The 21,165-nt window shown below is 32.2% G+C and carries 14 protein-coding genes; 3 read left to right on the top strand and 11 right to left on the bottom strand.

Annotation, left to right across the window (positions count from 1 at the left end; genetic code table 11):
• Window positions 1-179: 179 nt before the first annotated feature.
• From GFU93_RS10050 to dut, 11 genes are all read right to left on the bottom strand, one after another.
• The gene (locus GFU93_RS10050) at window positions 180-6,848 is read right to left on the bottom strand and encodes an RHS repeat-associated core domain-containing protein (protein WP_160569137.1); all 6,669 of its coding nucleotides are present in this window, start codon (window positions 6,846-6,848) and stop codon (window positions 180-182) included.
• Window positions 6,849-6,877: 29 nt separating this feature from the next.
• Window positions 6,878-7,333: a T9SS type A sorting domain-containing protein gene (locus tag GFU93_RS10045; RefSeq protein WP_160569134.1), complete on the bottom strand. Its 456-nt coding sequence runs from the start codon at window positions 7,331-7,333 to the stop codon at window positions 6,878-6,880.
• 144 nt (window positions 7,334-7,477) lie between these two features.
• On the bottom strand, window positions 7,478-9,592 hold the full coding sequence (locus GFU93_RS10040) for a prolyl oligopeptidase family protein (protein ID WP_160569132.1): 2,115 nt from the start codon (window positions 9,590-9,592) through the stop codon (window positions 7,478-7,480).
• Window positions 9,593-9,676: 84 nt separating this feature from the next.
• Window positions 9,677-10,597: a PfkB family carbohydrate kinase gene (locus tag GFU93_RS10035; protein ID WP_105296609.1), complete on the bottom strand. Its 921-nt coding sequence runs from the start codon at window positions 10,595-10,597 to the stop codon at window positions 9,677-9,679.
• 194 nt (window positions 10,598-10,791) lie between these two features.
• Window positions 10,792-11,709, bottom strand: a complete 918-nt coding sequence (locus GFU93_RS10030; protein ID WP_160569130.1) for a DUF3078 domain-containing protein — start codon at window positions 11,707-11,709, stop codon at window positions 10,792-10,794.
• 424 nt (window positions 11,710-12,133) lie between these two features.
• Entirely contained in the window at window positions 12,134-12,742 is a 609-nt protein-coding gene (locus GFU93_RS10025; protein WP_160569129.1) for a DUF4254 domain-containing protein, read from the bottom strand.
• Between the two features lie 37 nt (window positions 12,743-12,779).
• Complete coding sequence (gene tatA / locus GFU93_RS10020) at window positions 12,780-12,974, bottom strand: twin-arginine translocase TatA/TatE family subunit (RefSeq protein WP_160569127.1); 195 nt, start codon at window positions 12,972-12,974, stop codon at window positions 12,780-12,782.
• 76 nt (window positions 12,975-13,050) lie between these two features.
• Window positions 13,051-14,589 carry a murein hydrolase activator EnvC gene (locus tag GFU93_RS10015; RefSeq protein ID WP_160541854.1) on the bottom strand — a complete coding sequence of 513 codons (1,539 nt, stop codon included), beginning with the start codon at window positions 14,587-14,589 and terminating at the stop codon, window positions 13,051-13,053.
• A complete protein-coding gene (locus GFU93_RS10010; RefSeq protein WP_160569125.1) occupies window positions 14,589-15,383 on the bottom strand; it encodes a DUF4292 domain-containing protein in 795 nt (264 codons plus the stop codon). Before GFU93_RS10010 ends, GFU93_RS10015 begins: the two co-directional genes overlap by 1 nt.
• Before the next feature lie 5 nt (window positions 15,384-15,388).
• A complete protein-coding gene (locus GFU93_RS10005; protein ID WP_160569123.1) occupies window positions 15,389-16,399 on the bottom strand; it encodes a sugar phosphate nucleotidyltransferase in 1,011 nt (336 codons plus the stop codon).
• A gap of 50 nt (window positions 16,400-16,449) precedes the next feature.
• Window positions 16,450-16,884: a dUTP diphosphatase gene (dut, locus tag GFU93_RS10000; RefSeq protein WP_105296616.1), complete on the bottom strand. Its 435-nt coding sequence runs from the start codon at window positions 16,882-16,884 to the stop codon at window positions 16,450-16,452.
• 218 nt (window positions 16,885-17,102) lie between these two features.
• On the opposite strand from dut, the gene GFU93_RS09995 reads away from it, so the two are divergent.
• The 3 genes from GFU93_RS09995 to hemH all read left to right on the top strand — a co-directional run bounded on the left by GFU93_RS09995 (window position 17,103) and on the right by hemH (window position 21,136).
• Window positions 17,103-18,662, top strand: coding sequence for a helicase HerA-like domain-containing protein (locus tag GFU93_RS09995; RefSeq protein ID WP_160569121.1), 1,560 nt, complete (start codon window positions 17,103-17,105; stop codon window positions 18,660-18,662).
• A 26-nt stretch (window positions 18,663-18,688) separates the two neighbouring features.
• Complete coding sequence (locus GFU93_RS09990) at window positions 18,689-19,954, top strand: exonuclease domain-containing protein (RefSeq protein WP_160569119.1); 1,266 nt, start codon at window positions 18,689-18,691, stop codon at window positions 19,952-19,954.
• Between the two features lie 165 nt (window positions 19,955-20,119).
• On the top strand, window positions 20,120-21,136 hold the full coding sequence (hemH, locus tag GFU93_RS09985) for a ferrochelatase (protein ID WP_160569117.1): 1,017 nt from the start codon (window positions 20,120-20,122) through the stop codon (window positions 21,134-21,136).
• Window positions 21,137-21,165 lie beyond the last annotated feature (29 nt).

Raw genomic sequence — 21,165 nt, 5'->3', positions numbered from 1 at the left:
CTACCCATGCTTTTTTTATTATCTTTCTATTTGGCCTATATTCAGCCAAAAAAACTCCATTAGCCTTCGATTCTTCTATTGTCTCACTTATCTGGGTAGATAATGTTCTATCAGGAACATCGATATTGCACCCTACCATACTTAGTAGGAATACACTTGTTAAAATTTTTCGTATTTTTTTATTCATACCATTTTTTAGGGTTATAATGATAATATATGTTGTAAAATCCATTATTAGGAATAAAAGTTCCCAATCCCCCTCCATAGATTCCTATGGAGTTTAACGCATCTTTAACTACATGAAAACAGTTGGATAATATAAAATGATATCTGGATGTGGCACTTTGATATGCAACATTCAATGCTTGGGCTACTTCTCTATAGCTTAGTTTTTTTATAGTCATCATTTTATTGTACATACCTGAAATTTTTTTATCATTCATCATAGATTTAAAGGAAGAAAAATATTTATCAAATTTCTTTGACTCACCCCCAATTATTTCATTTCCATCCAATTGATTACGTCCTTCTTTGGATATAAAGCGATAAGATTCTTCTCCTGAATCTTTTAATTTTCCTCCTATTGCTGAATGACCGTATCCATTTACAGATTTTGTATTTTCAAATATATACAGCTCTCCTCGCTTAGGATCCAGCATTTTATGTGCCACATGATTCAATCCGCTTACAATTAATCCTGTAGCCGCACCTTGCCAGAAATTTCCGTCGGACAATACCGCTCCAAAACCTCCGCTTAAAGTTCCAAAAAATAGTGTTCCGCCTATTGTATTTTCGTCCATTCCTGCAAGCATACCTCCAATTCCTACTGTTGAAGATACCAGACTACTTATGCCTCCGCTGCTGATCCCTTGTTGTATATCTCCCCCGCTTATTCCCTGTATGATTCCTTGTGTCAATCCATTCATAACTCCCTCTATGCCTGAGGCTAATATGTCAACCTGTAAATTTGTCAAGGTTTGCGTAGAAGTACATATTCCGGTTCGTATTACACCCGCCAAGCTTCCTACACCATAAGCAGCAACCCCACCGGCACTGCCCAAGGCTAAACCTTTTAAAAAGCCTCCCCAAAGAAAAGAATCGGTGCATAATGCATAAGTGGTATAAGTTACGGTTCCTATAGCAGCTCCTAATACTGCCGCACCTAACCAGGCTGATCCTGCTAGAGTAAATAACTCTCCGCTCGGGTCGGTATATTTTAAAGGATTATTCAATACATATCCATAGCGATTGTAATTCTGTGAATTGTAAGGATCTTGGATATTATTATCGGGAGATAAAAATTGTTTTAAAACCGGATCGTACATACGTCCGTTCATATGAATCAACCCTACTTGGCTAAAATGTTCATGACCGGTATATCCACGGTCCATAAATATAAGTTTCGGATTTTTAGTTTCTATATTTCCTTGCCTATCGGTTACTTGAATAAGTTTCCCCCAAGGATCATACAATCTTTTTTCAATAATACCTCCTTTTTCATTTGTTATAGCCAGTATGGAACCTTGATAATCTCTATGAAAATAAACTAAAGATTCATCCGTTTTCTGATAATTCCCTTTTTTAAAATTAGTGATATTGGCAGCCGGTGCTTCGTAGGGATTCCCCCCTATATAGGTTATAATCGTGGTTGAATTCTTATCGGTAACAATTTCTACATCTTGGGCATTTGAATAATATTTTTTTTGTACTTCCTTTGAATTTAATTGAAAGGAAGCCGAACTGCGGTTACCATGTATATTGTAGATAAATTTTAAGTCATGAATATTCTTAAATTCCTTATTAGAGCCATAAGATAATTTTTCTACTGCTCTAATTGATGATGGTTTTTTAAATGCGTTGTATCTGATTTGTTGAAGTGGGGCAGTTTCGTAATAATTTCTACCCTTTGAATTAAGATATATGTCGGATTTTTTATAATGTGCCAATGTTTGATATTGATATTCTCCTACATGCGAATTATCGGTAATTCTCCCATCGTTTGCATAGCGAAGAGTATGAATTCCATTGGCATCGTACCAGGCAACTAATCGCTCAAATCGGTCATAATCAAACTCTTCATTCCAATTGGAGTAATTATTGATTCGAGTATTTAAGTTCCCGTTTCTCCAATTAAATTCATATTCAATATCAAGGAGATGAGACCTTCTTGATGAATGCCTCATTCTTGTTATATATCCAGCCTTATCAATAGTATTATGAATATTTATACCATTACCCAACTTAATCGAAAGAGCTTGCATTCTTTCATTGACTCCTGTTATTTGCCAAACAGGTACATATTTTCCATTTTCTAAACGATCTATTTTTTCCAACATTCCGTTGTTTTCATTATAGCCGTAAGCAACTATGACAGAAGAATATAAATTACCATAGTAAACTATTTTTTCTTCCTTTACTATTTTTCCATAAAAATTATATTTATATTTATTTAAATATGTCACATCCTGCGTAATTTCTTCTGTTCCTACCAACAGGTTATTGTTGTTGTAAGTATAATTATACGTAAAACGTTGATTGTTATTATATCCGTATTCTTTTTTCAATAAACCTGTGTTGGAATATTCATAATTAACATTTAGATAATTACCTATATCATCCATTTTTTTAGTGAGTAGTCTTCCGGTGGGTGAATAAGTATAAGTAGTAGTTCCTTCCGGAGTGGATTCTTTCAACAATTCTCCATAATTATTATATTCTTGAGTATAAGGTTTGGTGCTGACCGAAGGATCCTTAAAAGATATTCTTCTACCCCACCCGTCATATAAATAAGTCAGAGTGTGGTCACCATATTTAGCTGTTTTTTGATTTCCGTTGGCAAAGTAGGTATAGTGAATTATCTCACCATTATCGTTAAGCATACGTATATTTCCATTTGCATCTCGAGTTAATGTTTGTTTTTTAACTTCATCATCAGTAGTAACGGACAATCCTTTATAAGTAGTCGTTATGGTTTTACCTGTAAAAAGTTTTTGTTTTACAGGTCGGCTGAATTCGTCGTATTCTATCGTATTCCATCTTAAGGGTTCTTGCCCTTCAATGTATGGTTCACTTTCTTTTATTTTTCTTCCTAATTCATCATATACGGTTTGTTTGGATATATACATTTCAGGTTGATCTCCTTTGATCGTGGATTTTATTTCATTTCCAAATATATCTTTATGTATCCGGGAATATTCATGGGTATCTTCATTGAAAGTGGTTATTTTTATCCCTCCCCCTTCTGTTCTTTCATATAGGGTAATATTAAATAGTGGATCAATTGTAGAACCTATTATTCTTACATCTTCAACTTTCCCCCAATTATCATATCGTGATTCTGTAAGTACACCCTGTGGACTGGTATGACTCAATACCTGCCCCAAATTATTATAAGTGAAATATTCGGTTAGATTATTTATATCTGTTTTTTTAACAACAAATCTTCCGGTAGGATCATATTCTTCTTTAGATGTTCGAGGAGAAACTCCCGGAGCAGATACTGTTTTTTCTATCAAATTGCCAAAAACATCATACTTCATATCCTCGGTTATATAATCGGTACGGTGCCCTTTTTTCATTACCTTGGAAACTAAGTTACCTGAGTAGGAATATTTCTCTTCCGAAGTATATTCATCTCCATATGCTGATATTTGGCTATTGGTTTGAATTAATCTTCCTACATAATATCTGGTATCATAGGCATACGGAAAATCATCGTACGTATAATTTATAGTTTTTATTTCTACTCCATTATCGATGGTTTTTTGTTTTATATTATAAAATCCATCATAACTATATTTTGTTTTAGTTTCAATACCTGTTAAGTAATCTTTTTCATATTGTTTATCAAGTAATTTTGTCCACTTTTTATCACTTGATCTCATGATTGAATATTTAAAATCTTTTTTACTTATTAAATAGTCTTCTTTCCGCTCATTCATAATCAAATTAAGATTATTTCCTCGAGTTATCCAGTTGGATAGCGGGAGACCACGATATTGAGGTGAATATTGAGTAACATTCCAGTTAATTGAAGAAATATTTTGAGATTTCCAACTTGATTCTGCAACTTTTTTAAAACCTAGTAATCCCAATCCTTGAGCATGAGATACTAACCCGAAATATTTGTACTCTTTTTCCCGTTTTTTTCCTCCGGCTGTTATAGAGAGTTTTTTGACAACATCCAAATTAGATGCTTGTGAAATTTCTTTAAAGGGATATTTTTCTGTTAAAGAAGAATGATAAACTCCTTCTATATTTCCTAATCCGTTATTTTTTGAATTAGGTTCCAAAGGAGCATATTCAATTTTAGTAACAATATTTCCATCAGACTCTGAAATGCCTGTCAATAATATATCTTTTCTCAAATCTTTATTAAAAGCGCCTTTCCAAATTTCATTTCCTTGTACAAAAACTAAATTCCCTGTTTTTTGATTATTACTATAATCCGCAAGAAGCAAGGTAATTGGATCACTATATCCGTATTTAGACCATATGCCGGTATCAATGGGTGAGGCAAACATCGGTTTTTGTTCTCCTCCCAAATTCTCATAGTATTGCAAACTTGCTTTTCCGTTTCTCGATCCGTCCCATCCGTTTCCATATGATTCATATATTGAAATTATAAAATCCGATTTACCGTCTTTATTGAGATCTGCTACCCTATAGGTTTTATATCTTCTTCTTTTGGTGTGACTTTTACCTTTCCATAAGGGAAGATATTCTGCTAAATTTTGATAAAAGACTTTTTCAAAATCGTTTCCTTTGGATAAATATAAATACCAGTTAGAAGATCCTTCCTTTTCAGGAATCAAAAGGTCTGTTTTTCCGTCTCCGTTGAAATCGCCAAAAAGAACGGGTTTTATACCATCATATTCCGGTATATTACCACTTACTATAACTTTCAACTCTTTTTCTTTGGTTAGTGTCGAAATACTAAAATCGCCAACTTTTCCATAACCGGCTTTTTTATTAAAACTGATAATATCTGATTTTCCGTCTCCATCAAAATCAATCACATAATTGTTTGTATACATTAAAAAATCAGCTTTATTTAAAACTCGATAACTTTCCTTATCAGGCAATAAGGGATTCATATCAACATAATACGGTAAAATATATTCTTTACTTGGGCTGCTTATACAATGGAGGTTCGGCCTTCTTGAATGTAGATAGTCTCCATTTTTCCGGTAATCTGTACCGTCTATATCACGTAATCTTTTTATACTTTTATCAGCACTCCCCAAAACTATGATCTCAGATATTCCGTCTCCATTAAAATCGCCTTCGATGAAATCATAATATACTTTATTGGTATAAGTAAATTTTTTACTCGGATCACCGGCACATTCATCTGCATGAAAACCTCCGTGCGGATACTTAATTTTTCTAATGTAGTTTTGTTTAAATTTATTTTGTTCCTTATTAAAGTTAGATACAGTCAAAATTAATTCATTATCCGTATGATTTTTGAAATCTGAAGGTGCCAAATAACTCAAATCGTTATTCTTATAAGTTACTATTGATTGAAAATTATTCATTTTACCCCGAGTTAAGGTTGAAATTGGATAATTTAAAAGCTTTTCTGTATTTATCTGAATTACACTACCGCTTTCTTTTCCAAGATTTTGAAATAAATCTTTATACAACTTTCCTCCGGCTATTACATCTACTTGGCCGTTTCCACTGAAATCTCCGATCATTTTTATATACTTTAAATCCCATAAAGCATCGGATTTATCTTTTATATATGAATCAAATGTATTATTTGTTGTATTATAAGAAAAATTAATTGGATTGGACGGTTCTCCATTTCCATTAAATTCTTGTACTGAAACCACTCGTTGGTAATTGCCTGTGATTGCCTTATGATTAATTTGATATTTTCTAAATAATTGATTACCTGCAGTTACCTCTATTTTATCCAATATACGGTTATTGACCATTTTTATTCCATGTACATAAGCAAACTCCGGACGCTCTCTTTTTTTATAATAAAATTGAATAGTGTTACTGTATCCGGTATCTTTCTTTTCATTTTTTCCCCATACTATTTTATTAATATAGGTTGTATTTTGATTCTTGTCATAAAAGTATTCGATATAATTACCTTGTAAATCAACCCATTTTTTTATAAGCCATTCGGTTACACCTCGGGAATCGTCTGATGAACCGTATAATGCCATGGTCCCATCCGGAAAAAGTACTTTAAAATATTTTGGCCTTTTCCCATCTATTCCCGGCATTGATACCATACCCACAGACACAATATAAAGATTCGAATAAATTTCAGTTTGATATACTGTATTTTCTTTTCCGTAGTCTCCTTCTCTAATAACTAAACGTTGTCCATCTAAGGAATACTTATCATTTTCATTAAAATTAACTCCATCCACAAATCCATCAATATCTATTCGGGTAGAAACTAATGAAATAGAAGAAATTCCGGCTATATTCCACCCATACCCGGCTACTCCATTATCTGAAGAGCTGTTGTAAGTTAAAGCTATTTGGGGAGCAACATTTTTTATTCCGGGCGGTAAAGCTATGGGAACTTTATAATTAGTTGACCCGAAAGTGGAAACATTTAATTCTCCTTTAGAATCCGCAAAGTGGGCTAATGGTCCGTTTTCCGGAGGGTACAATTCGTTGCGATCTTCTTCGATGAAATCACCTATTACACGAAGCAAAGGTTTATTAGGGTTCTCGAGATCTTCCTTATCCATTTTATTTTTAATTCCATTTACGTTTTTATCTAAATCATTATCTTCAGATAAAAGCGATTGGGCTGTAATCGGTAGTGTCATAGAGAGAAAGACTGACATACCTAGGGTATATATAAATTTCATTTTTATGTAATTAGTTTGAGGGTTGTGGCTTATTTTTTAATAATGGAGTGATTAATTATTCTTCCATCTGAACAATATATTTTAATATAATATACTCCTGAAGGCCTTTGATTCATTGAAAGAACTGCTTTTTGATCCGAAGCCCTAAATTTAACTTCTTCTATCAGTTTAGCATTATAAGCAGACAATTCTATCTTAACTAGTAAGTTAGCTATTTGAGTATCCCACTTGATGATTAATTCAGTTTCCACCGGATTAGGATATATCTCTAATCCATTTGTGGCAGTATACATTATAGGTTCTTCAAGAATGGGCATGACATCCTCAGGATCCAGCCGTTTGGGAATGGGCTTATGATCACCATCATATTGTAATATTCTTAACTCTTGATTTCCGGAAATATCATAACCAAAGTGAAGACTCTGGGCAGTTAAAGAGATTATTCCTATTAACAAACAGAATAGAAAGAAGAAAAAATATTTCATAGTAATGAATTTAAAATAGTTATTATCTATCAAAGGTATAAAATAAAATTAATTTAATACCATGTAATTATATTTTTATTTAAAAAAATAAGGGATTGCTATAAAATAAAGCAATCCCTCGGGGTTATTTTTGGTTTTTTGTATCTATTTTAACTCTTTAATTCCGAAATTTTTAAAAGCAAAAGCAAATTTATCTGCAGTTTCTTCAATAAGTAAATCAATAGGTTTTCCGGCTCCATGTCCGGCCCTGGTTTCAATTCTTATTAAAACCGGATTTTTGCAATTTTGTTTTTCTTGCAATTCTGCAGCAAATTTATAGGAATGAGAAGGAACTACTCGGTCATCATGATCTCCGGTAGTAAGTAATGTTGCAGGATAGCAAATTCCTTTTTTAACATTATGTACCGGAGAATAGGATTTAAGATAAGTAAACATTTCTTTATTATCTTCTGCTGTTCCATAATCATACGCCCACCCGGCTCCGGCGGTAAACGTATGATATCGTAACATATCAAGAACACCCACAGCGGGTAAGGCAACTTTGGCTAAATTTGGTCGCATGGTCATTACTGCTCCTACTAACAATCCTCCATTGGATCCTCCCGATAAGGCTAAGTATTCTGAAGAGGTATATTTGTTGGATATTAAATATTCACCGGCGGCTATAAAATCTTCAAATACATTTTTTTTCTTTAATTGAGTTCCTGCGTCATGCCACTTTCTACCGTATTCCCCTCCTCCTCTAAGGTTAGCAACTGCATAGACTCCTCCATTTTGTAACCACACGGCAGTCGCTACAGAAAATACGGGAAGCAGACTAATTTCGAATCCTCCATATCCATATAAAAGGGTTGGATTTTTCCCATTGAACTGTGTCCCTTTTTTATAAGTAATTGTCATCGGAATTTTCGTTCCGTCTGATGAAGTATAAAAAATTTGTTTACTCTCAAATTGATGCGGATCAAAGTTTATCTCTGGTTTTTTGTACAGCTCTGATTTTCCGTTTTCCGTATCTAACTTAAAAACGGTTGATGGATATATGTAGCTGGTAAAGGAATAATATATTTCTTTTTGATGAAATTTTCCTGTAAAGCCTGTTGCCTGACCTAATCCGGGTAATGGTAAGGTTCGTATTAAGTTACCATTTAAATCGAATTGCTTCACTTCAGAATGTACATCAACAATATAGTTAGCAAAAAAATATTTATTAGCACCGGTCACATGTAAGACTGATTCAGACTCCGGTATGATCGTTTCCCATTTCGGCTCTTTCTGCCCTAATTGTGTTACATTCAATCTAACCAATTTTTTATTGGGTGCCTGTTCATTGGTTTCAATATATAACCAATCTCCATCGGTAGTGATTACTTCGTAATTATTGGTAAAACCGGTTACGATGGGTTGTATTTTATTTTTATTTTGGGTGTCCAGAATATATAGTTCATTACCCGATGTTGAATTTGCTGCCGTGATTATTATATATCGTTGATCTTCGGAAACCTTTGCATTGATATATCTTCTTGGTGTTTCTTCTCCCCCGAAAATTATCGGGTCTTTGGATTGAGATTCCTTTAAGGAATGAAAATACAAGATATGATGTTCTGTTTTCCCCGATAATTGACTTCCTTCTTTCGGCTTTTGATAACTCGAATAATAAAATCCTTCATTGGATTTCCAAGCTATGTTTGAAAATTTAACGTGAGTTAATGTATCTCCAATCTGTTTTTTAGTTTGGGTTTCTATTACTACTACTTTCCTCCAATCTGAACCACCTTCCGATATTTGATAAGCGGCCAGGCTTCCGTCTTTACTGAAAGAAATATCACCTAAAGAAGATGTACCGTCTTTAGAAAAGGTATTGGGATCTAAAAATACCTCTTCTTTTCCTCCGGAAGTTAATTTTCTATAAAGCACCGACTGAGGCTGCAATCCATTATTTTTATAATAATAGATATAATTTCCTTCCTCAAAAGGTGCTGAAATTCTTTCATAATTCCACAGCTTTTTAAGCTGGTCTTTTAGTTGATTTCTAAACGGTATGTTATGTAAATATTCAAATGTCAACTCATTTTGAGTTTTTATCCATTGTTTAGTTTTGGGAGATTGATCATCTTCCAACCATCTATAAGGAGCCGGAACTTTTTCTCCAAAATATTCGTCAACCACCGATTGTTTTTCTGTACCAGGATATTTCATGTGTTGTGCATTTACGGTTAAGCATGAGACTAAACTTAACGCAATTATTTTTGGTTTTATCATAAAAACTAATTAATAATTATAAAATTAAAAAAAACCTTTAATTAACAAATTAAAGGTTAGATAAAATTATGGATGTTAAAAATATTAAAAGCTGTAATTATATTCGGTCAAATTTTTGAATTCATTAAGTCTATTTTCATATTCCATGGAAGATAACTCTTGTAATTTCTCTGTACCGAATTTTTCAACCGTGAAAGAAGCTAATGCACTTCCCACGATAATGGCTTTTTTCATGTTTTCATAGGATAAATCTGCCGTTTGGGTTATGTAACCTGCAAATCCTCCGGCAAAAGTATCTCCGGCACCCGTTGGATCAAAAACATCTTCTAAAGGCAGAGCGGGAGCAAAAAATATTTTATTTTCATTAAACAATAAGGCACCATGTTCACCTTTTTTTATAATCACTACCTTGGGACCCATGCTTTGAATTTTTTTTGCTGCTTTAACTAAGCTGAATTCCCCCGATAATTGTCGGGCTTCTGCATCGTTTACTGTTAATACATCTACTTTAGAAATAATTTGAAGCAATGAATCCCAAGCGGTATTCATCCAGAAGTCCATAGTATCTAAGATTACCAATTTTGGTTTATCAGTCATTTGTTCTAAAACGGATAATTGTATGGCGGGATGTAAATTTCCTAACATTACAATTTCAGAATTTTTTTGAGAATCGGGTATTTTTGGCTCAAAATTTTCCAACACATTTAATTCGGTGATTAATGTGTCTCGATTATTCATATCTATATGATATTTTCCTGACCAAAAAAAAGTTTTTCCGTCTTCTATTTTTTTTACTCCTTCAATACCTATGGAATTTTTATGAAATACCTCTATATATTCAGGTTTAAAATCACCGCCTATTACAGAAACAAGGTTAACTTCTGCTCCCAGCTTGGAAGCAGCCAAACCTATATAAGTGGCAGCTCCGCCTAAAATTTTATCAGTTTTCCCAAATGGGGTTTCTATGGCATCGTATGCTACGGTACCCACTGCTAGTAATTTCATTTATTTTAATTAAAATTGTGTGTCTACAAAGATAAACCTATTGTAAAAGATAAGAAAAGTTTTACCGAAAAATATATCCTGTTTTATAAAATATTTTTTACTTAAATGCCTATTCTTCAATAGTTATTAAATATATGTTTAAATTAATTCAGGTTGATTTTTATTTTCGATAACTAATTCTATTCTCCTTACGGCTATTTATTTTTTGACTTAAATCCGTAGGATAAGCCTATCCCAAATGTTTGTCTTGTTTGAACTCTTTCTATTTGATCGTGATCATAAATTAAGTCAAAGGTTAGTTTCGTGGATATATGGTTATTGACTTTCATATCTATAACACTTCCAAAATTCACATCAACCCTTTCGGTGTGAGATAAGTAATTGGTAAATAAAGACAAAGCATTATCCCAAACAACATTTTTCATGATTTCAACTTTATATTTAGCGGTAACCATTGCCCCAAGTTCCATAAACATACAGTCTCCGTCATGTTTTAATCCGTAATTATCTTTTTTCTGCAATTTTCTGTCCAGAACAAATGTATTTTTAGAGGTTATGGGTAATAATGATAATTGAAAATTTCCATCCGGTTTATATTCAAAACCAACCCCCAACGTTAAATAGCCCGGAGACATAAAAGAGGAAATTCTGTCTTTGGAAGTGTAATCCGGATGGGCAGAATAATCATATCCGTTAAACATTTGTGTTTTAAAAGACATATCTATACTTGCATACCAATTCTTAGATATGCTCCGTCCATACATCGATTCAAGTAACAAGATATCATCTGTTTTTCTCATCTTATCGTTTTTGTTGTTAACTTGACCATAACCGATAGTTATTGTATTTTTAAAAATATTTTTTCCTTTTTTGTAATCTAAGGAATATTTTATTCTTGCTGATCCTCCAAAAGAATTTGTTCCTCCGGCTATCCAATGTGAAAATGAACTTTGATTTACTATAAGTGAATGGTCTCCACTAATTTTCCAATTTTTAGTTTTCTTGGGAACGGTTACCGTATCTGTAACAGGATTTTCTGTACCTAATTGTTGAGCATAAATAAATTGTGAAAGGATGGATACAAATAAAAATAATAAAATTTTCTTCATCATTCTTGATCGATTTATTGGTTTTAAAAAAAAGTTAAATATAGCAAGTATTCAATTTACGCATTAGTTTACATTTTACTTCGTTATTTATCAATTAAAGGATTGAATTGATATTGTTTTTCTTGTGTTATGTAAGTTTCTTGTTTAATGAAATAAATAATATACGAATATATTCGTATATTATCTAAATTCAAAATTAAATATGCGTATTGTTGATAACCTTACTAATTATTTATTAAAAAATGAGAATTTTTAAGTATTTATTGGTCGCAAAATACTTCATAGAAATATAAATGGAGAGTGTTTTATAGTGAGGTAAAATCAAAATGAACATGAATGCAAAAAAAATAAAAATAACTATAAGAGCTATATCATATATAGCTATTGTTATTATTCAGCTATATATGATGTAACTAAAAGATAAATTTTATTTTTTGCTTTTATAAAGAACCGGATTTAATTCATCATCATTGTACATCTTCATTTGTTTATATACTTTCATATACTTTTTCCCGGCTAAGTAGTCTTCTAAAAGTTCTTCTATTGCAGTAGACAGATCCACATACTGTTGTTGTAAAACGTCTAATTTTTTCTGACAGCTTTCTTTGTGTTCTTGCCCTGCATCCGGACGTTCAACCTCAGCTTTCATATGATAAATCTTTAAAGATAAAATAGATAAACGATCTATCGCCCAAGCCGGACTTTCTGTATTTATTTTTGCATCGGAAAGAATTTGAACGTCTTTATATTTATTTAAAAACCAGCTATCCAAATTTTCTACCCTATCAGTCCTTTCTTGATTAGATTTGTCAATCCACCTTTTTAATCGTAAGGCTTCTATCGGATCAATATTTTCATCTCTAATTAGGTCTTCCAAATGCCATTGAACGGTATCAATCCAATTTTTTAAATACAATAAATGTTCAAGGCTATCTTGAGGATATGGGTTGTTAATTTTCTGGTTTACATCATCTTTTACATGATAATCCTGAATACTTTGGTTAAATATTTCCCAGGCTTTTTCTGTAAATTTCATGTTGTTATTTATTATTTTACTAATAATTAATTTGTGATTAGTTTTCGTCTTTAGAATTGGATGATGATTGAGAATCTTTATTCTTTTCGTCATCTGACTTAGTAGCATCTTTAAACTCCTTCAAACCTGTTCCCAAACCTCTCATCAATTCAGGAATTTTTTTCCCACCAAACAATAATAATACTACAATCAATATTATTACTATAGACATAGGATGTTCAAATAATCTCATAATTTTTTTGATTTGTTTCAAAGTTAATGAATTTTTGAAAATTCTTAACTTCAATAATACATTTTCTATAAATAACTTACATACCGGATAACCAGTTGGATGGATTTTGAGGAACAGTACCTTTCCATACCTGGAACCCTAAAAGGGTGGTATTCGTATCGTCTGTGTAAATTTTACCTAACGCTTGACCTGTTTTTACTTTGTCTCCTACGGAAACAATAACGGTTGAAAGGTTTGAATATAAGGTAAAATAATTTCCATGACTGATCAATACTGCTTTCCCTCCTCCGGGAACTATCAAAATTCTGCTTACCGATCCGTTAAATACGGATTTAGCCAAACTACCCGGTGCAGCAGCTATCTCAACGCCTTGATGCTCTACATAAATATTCGGTACTACCGGATGTGGCGTTCTTCCAAATCCGGAAACCACTGTTCCTGCAACCGGCCAAGGTAGTGAGTTTTTATTGGCTTCAAAATTTCTAGACAGTGTTTCTGAAGCACTCGTATTTATGTTAGGAATATCTAAGGACTTTTTCTTTGCAACTGCTTTTTCTTCTGCAATTTTTGCATCTTGTGCTTTTTGGGATGCTAATTTTTCGGCTGCCGACTTTTCAGCAGCTGCCTTTTCTGCAGCTTTTCTAGCGTCGTCCGCTCTTTTTGCGGCTGCTTTATCATTAGCCTCTTTTTCAGCGGCTAATTTAGCGGCTAAGGCTTGTTCTGCGGCCTTTTTAGCTGCAGCCGCTTTTTGCGCAGCCATTTTTTCTGCCGCCATATGAGCCTCCATTGCTTTTTTAGCTCGTTCTTCTTCTATTGTTTTTTTTCGTAATCTTTCCGCTTCTTCTGCCTTTCTTCTTTCTTCAGCCTCTTTTGCCTTAACAACTCTAAGCTCTTCTGCGATAATCGCTTGAACTTGTCTTTCCAAAGCCTTTCTTTGTGATTGCTTTTGCTTTATTTTTTCAGCTAAATCACCTTGCTCCTTCATATATCGCTCAACTAAAATTTCTTTTTCTTTCTTTTCTGTGTTTAGTTGATTGATTTGGGCTTGTTGTTGAGCCAAAACCTCTAATTTTTCTTTTTTTGCGGCTTCTCTCAATTCGATGGTATGCAAAATTTGCTGTTGTTTTTCATTAATTTCGGCAACTTTCTCATCTTGGAATTCCGAATATTTCTGTAAATATTTTATGCGTCGAAAAGCTTGGGATATGTTTTCTGACGATAATATGAATAAAATCTTATTTTGAACGGATTTATTTTTGTAAGATCGTATCAATACATCTGCATAATCTTCTCTGAGCTTTTTTAATTCTCTTCGTAATTTATTAACTGCTAATTGATTTAAATATATTTCTTCATCTAACACTCTGGCCTCTTTCCGTGTGGTGTTGATCAATTTTGCCCGTACGCTGATTTTTTTATTAAGATTCGCAATATATGTAATAGATGTTTTCGATTCATTTTTACTTGAAATCAAAGCCTTGTTTAGTTCGGCAATCTCTTGTTTTAACTGAGCACTCTGTTTTTGAAGGTCTTCTTTCTTATAGGGTAACTGACTATAGATAAATATAGTTAGTAAAAGAAAGAAAAATGTATATATTTTTTTATTAATAGCCATTAATTAATTTTTCTTTGCGAATATCCCTTTGGAATTTCAAAAGGCGTTTCCATATTAACGAACTCAAATTTATTATAATTCAATGTAATTTTAATCTCTTTTTCTCCTTTTATGAAAATTTTAATATTTCTTGGCAAAATTTTATTCTCAATATTTATATAATCATCATAATCTATCTGTAAATACGTATTTTTTGATGGATCATCCATACGTATCTGTTTCAAATTAAAATTGGAATCGAAGGTAAGTCTTCTTGAAAAATTTCTTGCATCTTTACCGCTGCCTACTTTCATAGTTTTTTTTGAAGTAAGTATATAATAATTATTCTCAATTGAAAAATTAAAATCGTTGATATCTAAAGGAAAAAATAATTTACCTATCAATAAATCTTCAATATTTTTATAGGTTAAAAAATCAACTTTTAAAAGATTATTTAAATAATCAAAATTTGAATCAACATATGTTTTTCCTAATCTTTCGTACATCTTAAATCCTTCCGGATAAATGGAAGCTCTTGCTAAAGGAAGAATTAAAGATGCGTTAGCCCAAATTTGATTTCCTTTATCGATATATAGGGTTAAGGCTACCGAAGGATATGAATTTCCCGATTCTATATCTGCATTGGCTTTTATCTTTAAAGTAGTAAAATCGACAGGTTGAGCAATAGTTTTAACTAAATTTTCAACACTTGCATTCTCAGACTTAATTTCTTTTTCATTGATGGATATTCCTTTTTGGGTTTTACATGAAAATATCAATGCAGAAGCCAAGAATAGAATCAGTAATTTTTTCATATCTTTTATTTAGTTTCCAATACACTAAAGTCACCTAAGCTTAATGATCGAGAGACCCCTATATACTTAGCAGAATTACCAATCATTGAATTGGTAAGATTTCCATGACTGATCTGAGTGTTTTCTTGTATCAACGAATTTTCTATATTACTTTTATTAATTTTAGTTCCATTGCCTAAAGAAACATTGGGACCTATTTTTGAGTTAATTATTTCTACATTTTCACCGATGAAACAGGGAGGAATAATTAAACTGTTTTCAATTTTAGCACTTTCAGGATATAAAGCTAATTCATCTTTTTCATAATTTAAAATTTTAGAATTAGTTTCCACCGTTACATCTTTGTTTCCACAATCCATCCAGTCATCTACTTTTCCAAGTGTAAATTTAGCACCTTTATCTCTTAGAATATCTAAAGCATTGGTCAGCTGATATTCATTAGCTACTTTAATATCGTTATCAATCAGATAATTTATTTCATTCATTAATTTATCTGCATCCCTGAAATAATAAATACCAATAATTGCTAAATCGGAGACAAACTCTTTGGGTTTTTCAACGATTCCTTTTATAATACCGTATTCATCTAATTTCACCACTCCAAAAGCACTCGGATCTTCCACTTTTTTAACCCATATTACTCCATCAGAATTTTTATCTAATTGAAAATCTGCTTTAAATAAAGTATCCGCAAATGCAATTATTATTGGGCCTTTCATACTTTCTTTCGCACAATGAATGGCATGTGCCGTTCCTAAGGGACATAATTGATGATATATAGTACCTTTAGCTCCTAATTTTTCAGCAATACCTATTAATTGATTTTCCGTTTCTTCTCCAAAATCGCCTATTATAAACGCTATTTCTTCTATTTTATCATCCACTACTTTAGCGATGTCTTCAACTAATCTTTGAACGATGGGTTTTCCTGCAATAGGTATCAATGGTTTTGGAATAGTCAATGTATGCGGCCTTAACCTTGACCCTTTACCGGCCATTGGAACAATAATTCTCATAATTTATCTAATTAAAATGTTCTTAAAAAGTTTTTTTAGTATTACTAATTTTATTTGATACCTGAACTTCCATATCCCCCTGTACCTCTCACCGTTTCACTCAGTTCTTCCACTTCTTCCCAAACTATTGTTTCATGTTTTGCTATCACTAATTGCGCTATCCTCTCTCCATCATTTATAGTAAAATCTTCTTTAGAAAGATTTACTAAAATTACCCCTAATTCACCTCTATAATCAGCATCTATAGTTCCCGGAGAATTAGGACAACCAATTCCGTGTTTAATGGCTAATCCACTTCTTGGACGGATTTGCCCTTCATATCCGGGAGGTATTTCAATATATAGTCCTGTAGGTATTATTTTTCTTTCCAAAGGCTTTAATAATACAGAAGCTTCCAAGTTTGCTCTTAGATCCATTCCTGCGGAAAAGGCCGTTTTGTATTCGGGAAGCTCATGCTTTGATTTATTTATAACTTTAATTTTCATTATAATTATCCCTATTTTTATTACTTTACAAAATAATAATAAATTTCACAAATTACAAAAAATAACTTAAATTATCTAATTATTTATTTAAAGGATAGCCATTTTAAATTTACATATAAAAATGTAATATAATAATATACATTTAGCGAAGATATCCTCTTACATACTATTTAAAAATACTAACTTTACAACTTTATAATAATTATAATTTTCTTATAATGAAAGAAATGTTTATTAAAGACCTTACTTCTCGTTATAACTATAAGGGAGAAAAAATAATGCTTGGAAAAGCTATGTTAGATGGCCAAATAGTACCGGAAGTTGAAATATCGGTTCCTTTAAAAATGATAAACAGACACGGTTTAATTGCGGGTGCTACGGGCACCGGAAAAACCAAAACTCTTCAGGTATTGGCCGAGCAACTTTCCCTTAAAGGTGTTCCAACCTTATTAATGGATATCAAAGGTGATTTAAGTGGAATTGCAAAAGCCGGTGATCCTAATAACCCCAAAATACTGGAACGTTATAAAAAATTAGATTTATCTTACCATACACAAGGATTCCCGGTGGAATTATTAACTATTTCACAAGAAAAGGGAGTCAGACTCAGAGCTACGATTACTGAATTTGGACCTATATTATTAAGTAAAATCCTTGAACTTAATGATGTTCAAACCAGTATCATGTCAATACTTTTTAAATATTGTGATGATAAGAAACTTCCCTTACTTGATCTTGACGATTTACGAAAAGTTTTACAATTTGTAACCGACAATGATCAAGGCAAATCGGAATTGGCTCAAAACTACGGTTCAATTGCTCCCAGCTCTTTAGGTTCAATTTTAAGAAAGATTGTTTCTTTGGAACAACAAGGCGCCGGTCGTTTTTTTGGAGAACCCAGCTTTAATACAGACGATTTATTGGAAGTTAGAAACGGGTTGGGAGTTGTGAGTATTATTCGTTTAACAGATATTCAAAATCAACCCCAATTTTTTTCAACTTTTATGTTGAGCTTATTGTCTGAAATATATCAGACCTTTCCTGAGGTAGGTGATCTTGACAAACCTAAACTTGCCATTTTTATAGATGAAGCCCATCTTATATTTAATGAAGCTTCTAAAGCTTTACTTAATCAGATTGAAACTATGGTTAAGCTTATACGTTCCAAAGGGATTGGTTTATATTTCTGTACCCAGGTTCCGGGAGATGTTCCCGATGGCGTTTTAAGTCAGTTAGGATTAAAGATACAACATGCTTTGCGAGGCTTTACCGCAAAGGACAAAAAAGAGATAAACAAAGCGGTAGAAAATTATCCGACTTCTACGTATTATAAAGCCAATGATCTGATACAACAATTAGGTATAGGAGAAGCATTTGTAACTTCATTAGATGAAAAAGGAATCCCTACTCCTTTGGCAGATACATTCATGATCTCACCAAGTTCTCGCATGGATGTACTTACTTCCGATGAAATTGATGAGATTGTAAATAATTCGGACTTGGTTAAAAAATATGCGGAAGATATTAATAAAGAAAGTGCTTATGAAATTCTTAGTGAAAGAATGAATGCCGTTTCTAATGATAAAAATTCTACAACTACAGAAACTCAAACGAACAAAAAAGGAAACACAACTACTCAAAAATCCGAACCCTCTTTATTTGAAAAAATAATGAATTCACCATTTGTTAGAGATATCGGAAGAACATTTGTACGAGAAGGGTCAAAAATGTTTTTCGGAGCTTTAGGGGTAAAAAAAAATACAAGAAGAAAAAATTAATTTTTGACGAGTATAGATATTTTTATATGGACTATGCAATTTTAGATGTGGAAACCAGCGGTGGTAAATTTAATGAAGAAAGTTTAATTGAAATCGCCATATATAGATTCGATGGAGAAAAAATTACAGATTCTTTTAGCTCTTTAGTCAACCCTGAAAAGGAAATACATTTTTATGTTCAAAAGCTCACGGGCATTACGCAAAAAATGGTAAAAACTTCACCCAAATTTTATGAATTGGCAAAGCGAATTGTTGAAATCACGGATGATGCCATTCTTGTTGGACATAATATTAGTTTCGATTATCGTGTAATACGCAGTGAATTCTCTCGTTTAGGATATGATTATCAACGCCCCACCCTGGATACTATCACATTAAGCCGAAATCTAATTCCGGGTATGACCTCCTATTCTTTAGGTAAACTTTGTGATTCGCTGGGAATTCCTGTAAGCGATAGACACAGAGCTCATGGAGATGCTCGCGCTACCGTTAAATTGTTTCAGCTTTTATTAGCTAAAGATTTACATAAAAATATTATTGGATCATCCATAAAGCATAGCAACTACCAATCTTTAAATAAAAAAATACTTTCTTTTTTAGAAAAGCTTCCCCTTGAAACCGGAGTTTTTTATTTTCATGATGAAAATGACAAAATTATATACATCGATAAAGGTTTAGATATATCAACTAAAGCCAGACAGATTTTAACTTCAAAAAGTAAAAGGTCAAGAATTTTACAAGTTAAAACCAAAGAAATCAGTTTTGAGCTTACCGGAAATGAAATTATTGCGAACATAAAGGCTTTAAATGAAATTAAAATTAATCGCCCCCTTTATAAGCCTACTAAAGAAAATTATACTACTATATTCGGTATTTTCTTTACGCCACCCACTTTAAGCATTGATTTTATCAATTTTAAAAATAAAAAATATGCTTTATTCGCTTTTGAAACCTTAGATAAAGCTGAAGATGCATTACTTTCTTTACAAAAAAAAATAGATAGTGGTGTAAATATACTTTCAGAAATAAATTTTCAAGAAGATACGTATATTTTATTAACAGATAAGGGAAGAACATTCGGTGAAAAATCTTTTTTGTTTTTTGAAAACGGTCATTTTAAAGGATACGGTTTTTATTCCCTGCACACACAAATAAAAAATGTAGAACAGATAAAAAAAATAATGGTTCCATCCACCATAAATGCTGAAATTTTACTTCAAATACGTAATAAATTTTTCATTTCAAATAAGTTACAAAAAATTATTATTTCAGAACCCAACCTTTTCAGTTAAATTCAATTTAAACATTTTTTTTAAAAAGTATATCATTCTATTTTTCTATAAGGTGTGTATTACGAATTAATTAATTATTTTATAATATAATCAGTTCTTATTATGAGAAAAAGAAATTTATTACCAATAGATTCTTATTTTTGTAATTATATATACTAAAAAAAGATGAAAGGGATACTTTTGGTCAATCTGGGATCACCAAAAACTCCATCAGAACAAGATGTTCGAGTTTATTTGCGTGAGTTCCTAATGGACAAACGGGTAATTGATGCGCCGTGGTTAATTCGTAAATTCATTGTGGAATGCATGATCTTACCTAAAAGACCTAAAGAATCTGCTCATGCCTATCAAAATATTTGGTGGAAGGAAGGCTCTCCTTTAGTTGTAATTTCAAAAAGAATTACTCAACTATTGCAAAAAAAGTTAAAATATCCCATTGCATTAGCGATGAGATATCAAGAACCTTCCATTCAAAATGGTCTGCTCGAATTAAAAAATCAAGGAGTTTCAGAAGTTTTGGTTATTCCATTATACCCTCAATATGCAATGAGCACAACTGAAACTGTAGTAGAAAAGACTAAAGAAATTCAAAAAAAGTATTACCCGGATATATCAATAAGCTTTCTACCTCCTTTTTATAATGATGAAGAATATTTAGAGGTTTTAAGCAATTCTATAAAAAAACAGCTGCCCGAATCCTACGATTTGATTTTATTCAGTTATCACGGTCTTCCAGAACGTCATATTTACAAAACCGATCCGACTAAGCAGTGCCGAATTGACGATACTTGTTGTTTCGAAAAAGGATTGGCATCTCATCCCTACTGCTACCGACATCAATGCTATTACGTTACCGAAAAAGTTCGCCAAAAATTAGGTTTAGATACATCTAAAATCAGGCAAACTTTTCAATCCAGATTAGGCAGAGATCCCTGGTTAAAACCTTATACTGATAAAACTTTGGAATCTCTTCCTTCTGAAGGGGTATCTAAAATAGCGGTTGTGGCACCTGCTTTTGTATCCGATTGTCTTGAAACTTTGGAAGAACTTGCGATAACGGACAAAAAATTATTTATGGAATGCGGAGGCAAAGAATTTCATTATATAAAATGTCTGAATGAAGATGAGAATTGGATTAACTGGTTACAAGAAAAAATTAACACTTTTTTATATCAATCTTAATCAATGGTTTATCCAATAGAAAATTTAAA

This window comes from Apibacter sp. B3546, from assembly GCF_009827885.1.
Lineage (GTDB): Bacteria > Bacteroidota > Bacteroidia > Flavobacteriales > Weeksellaceae > Apibacter.
Note: the sequence above shows the minus strand (reverse complement) of the source record. Positions and strands in the feature narration are given on the sequence as shown.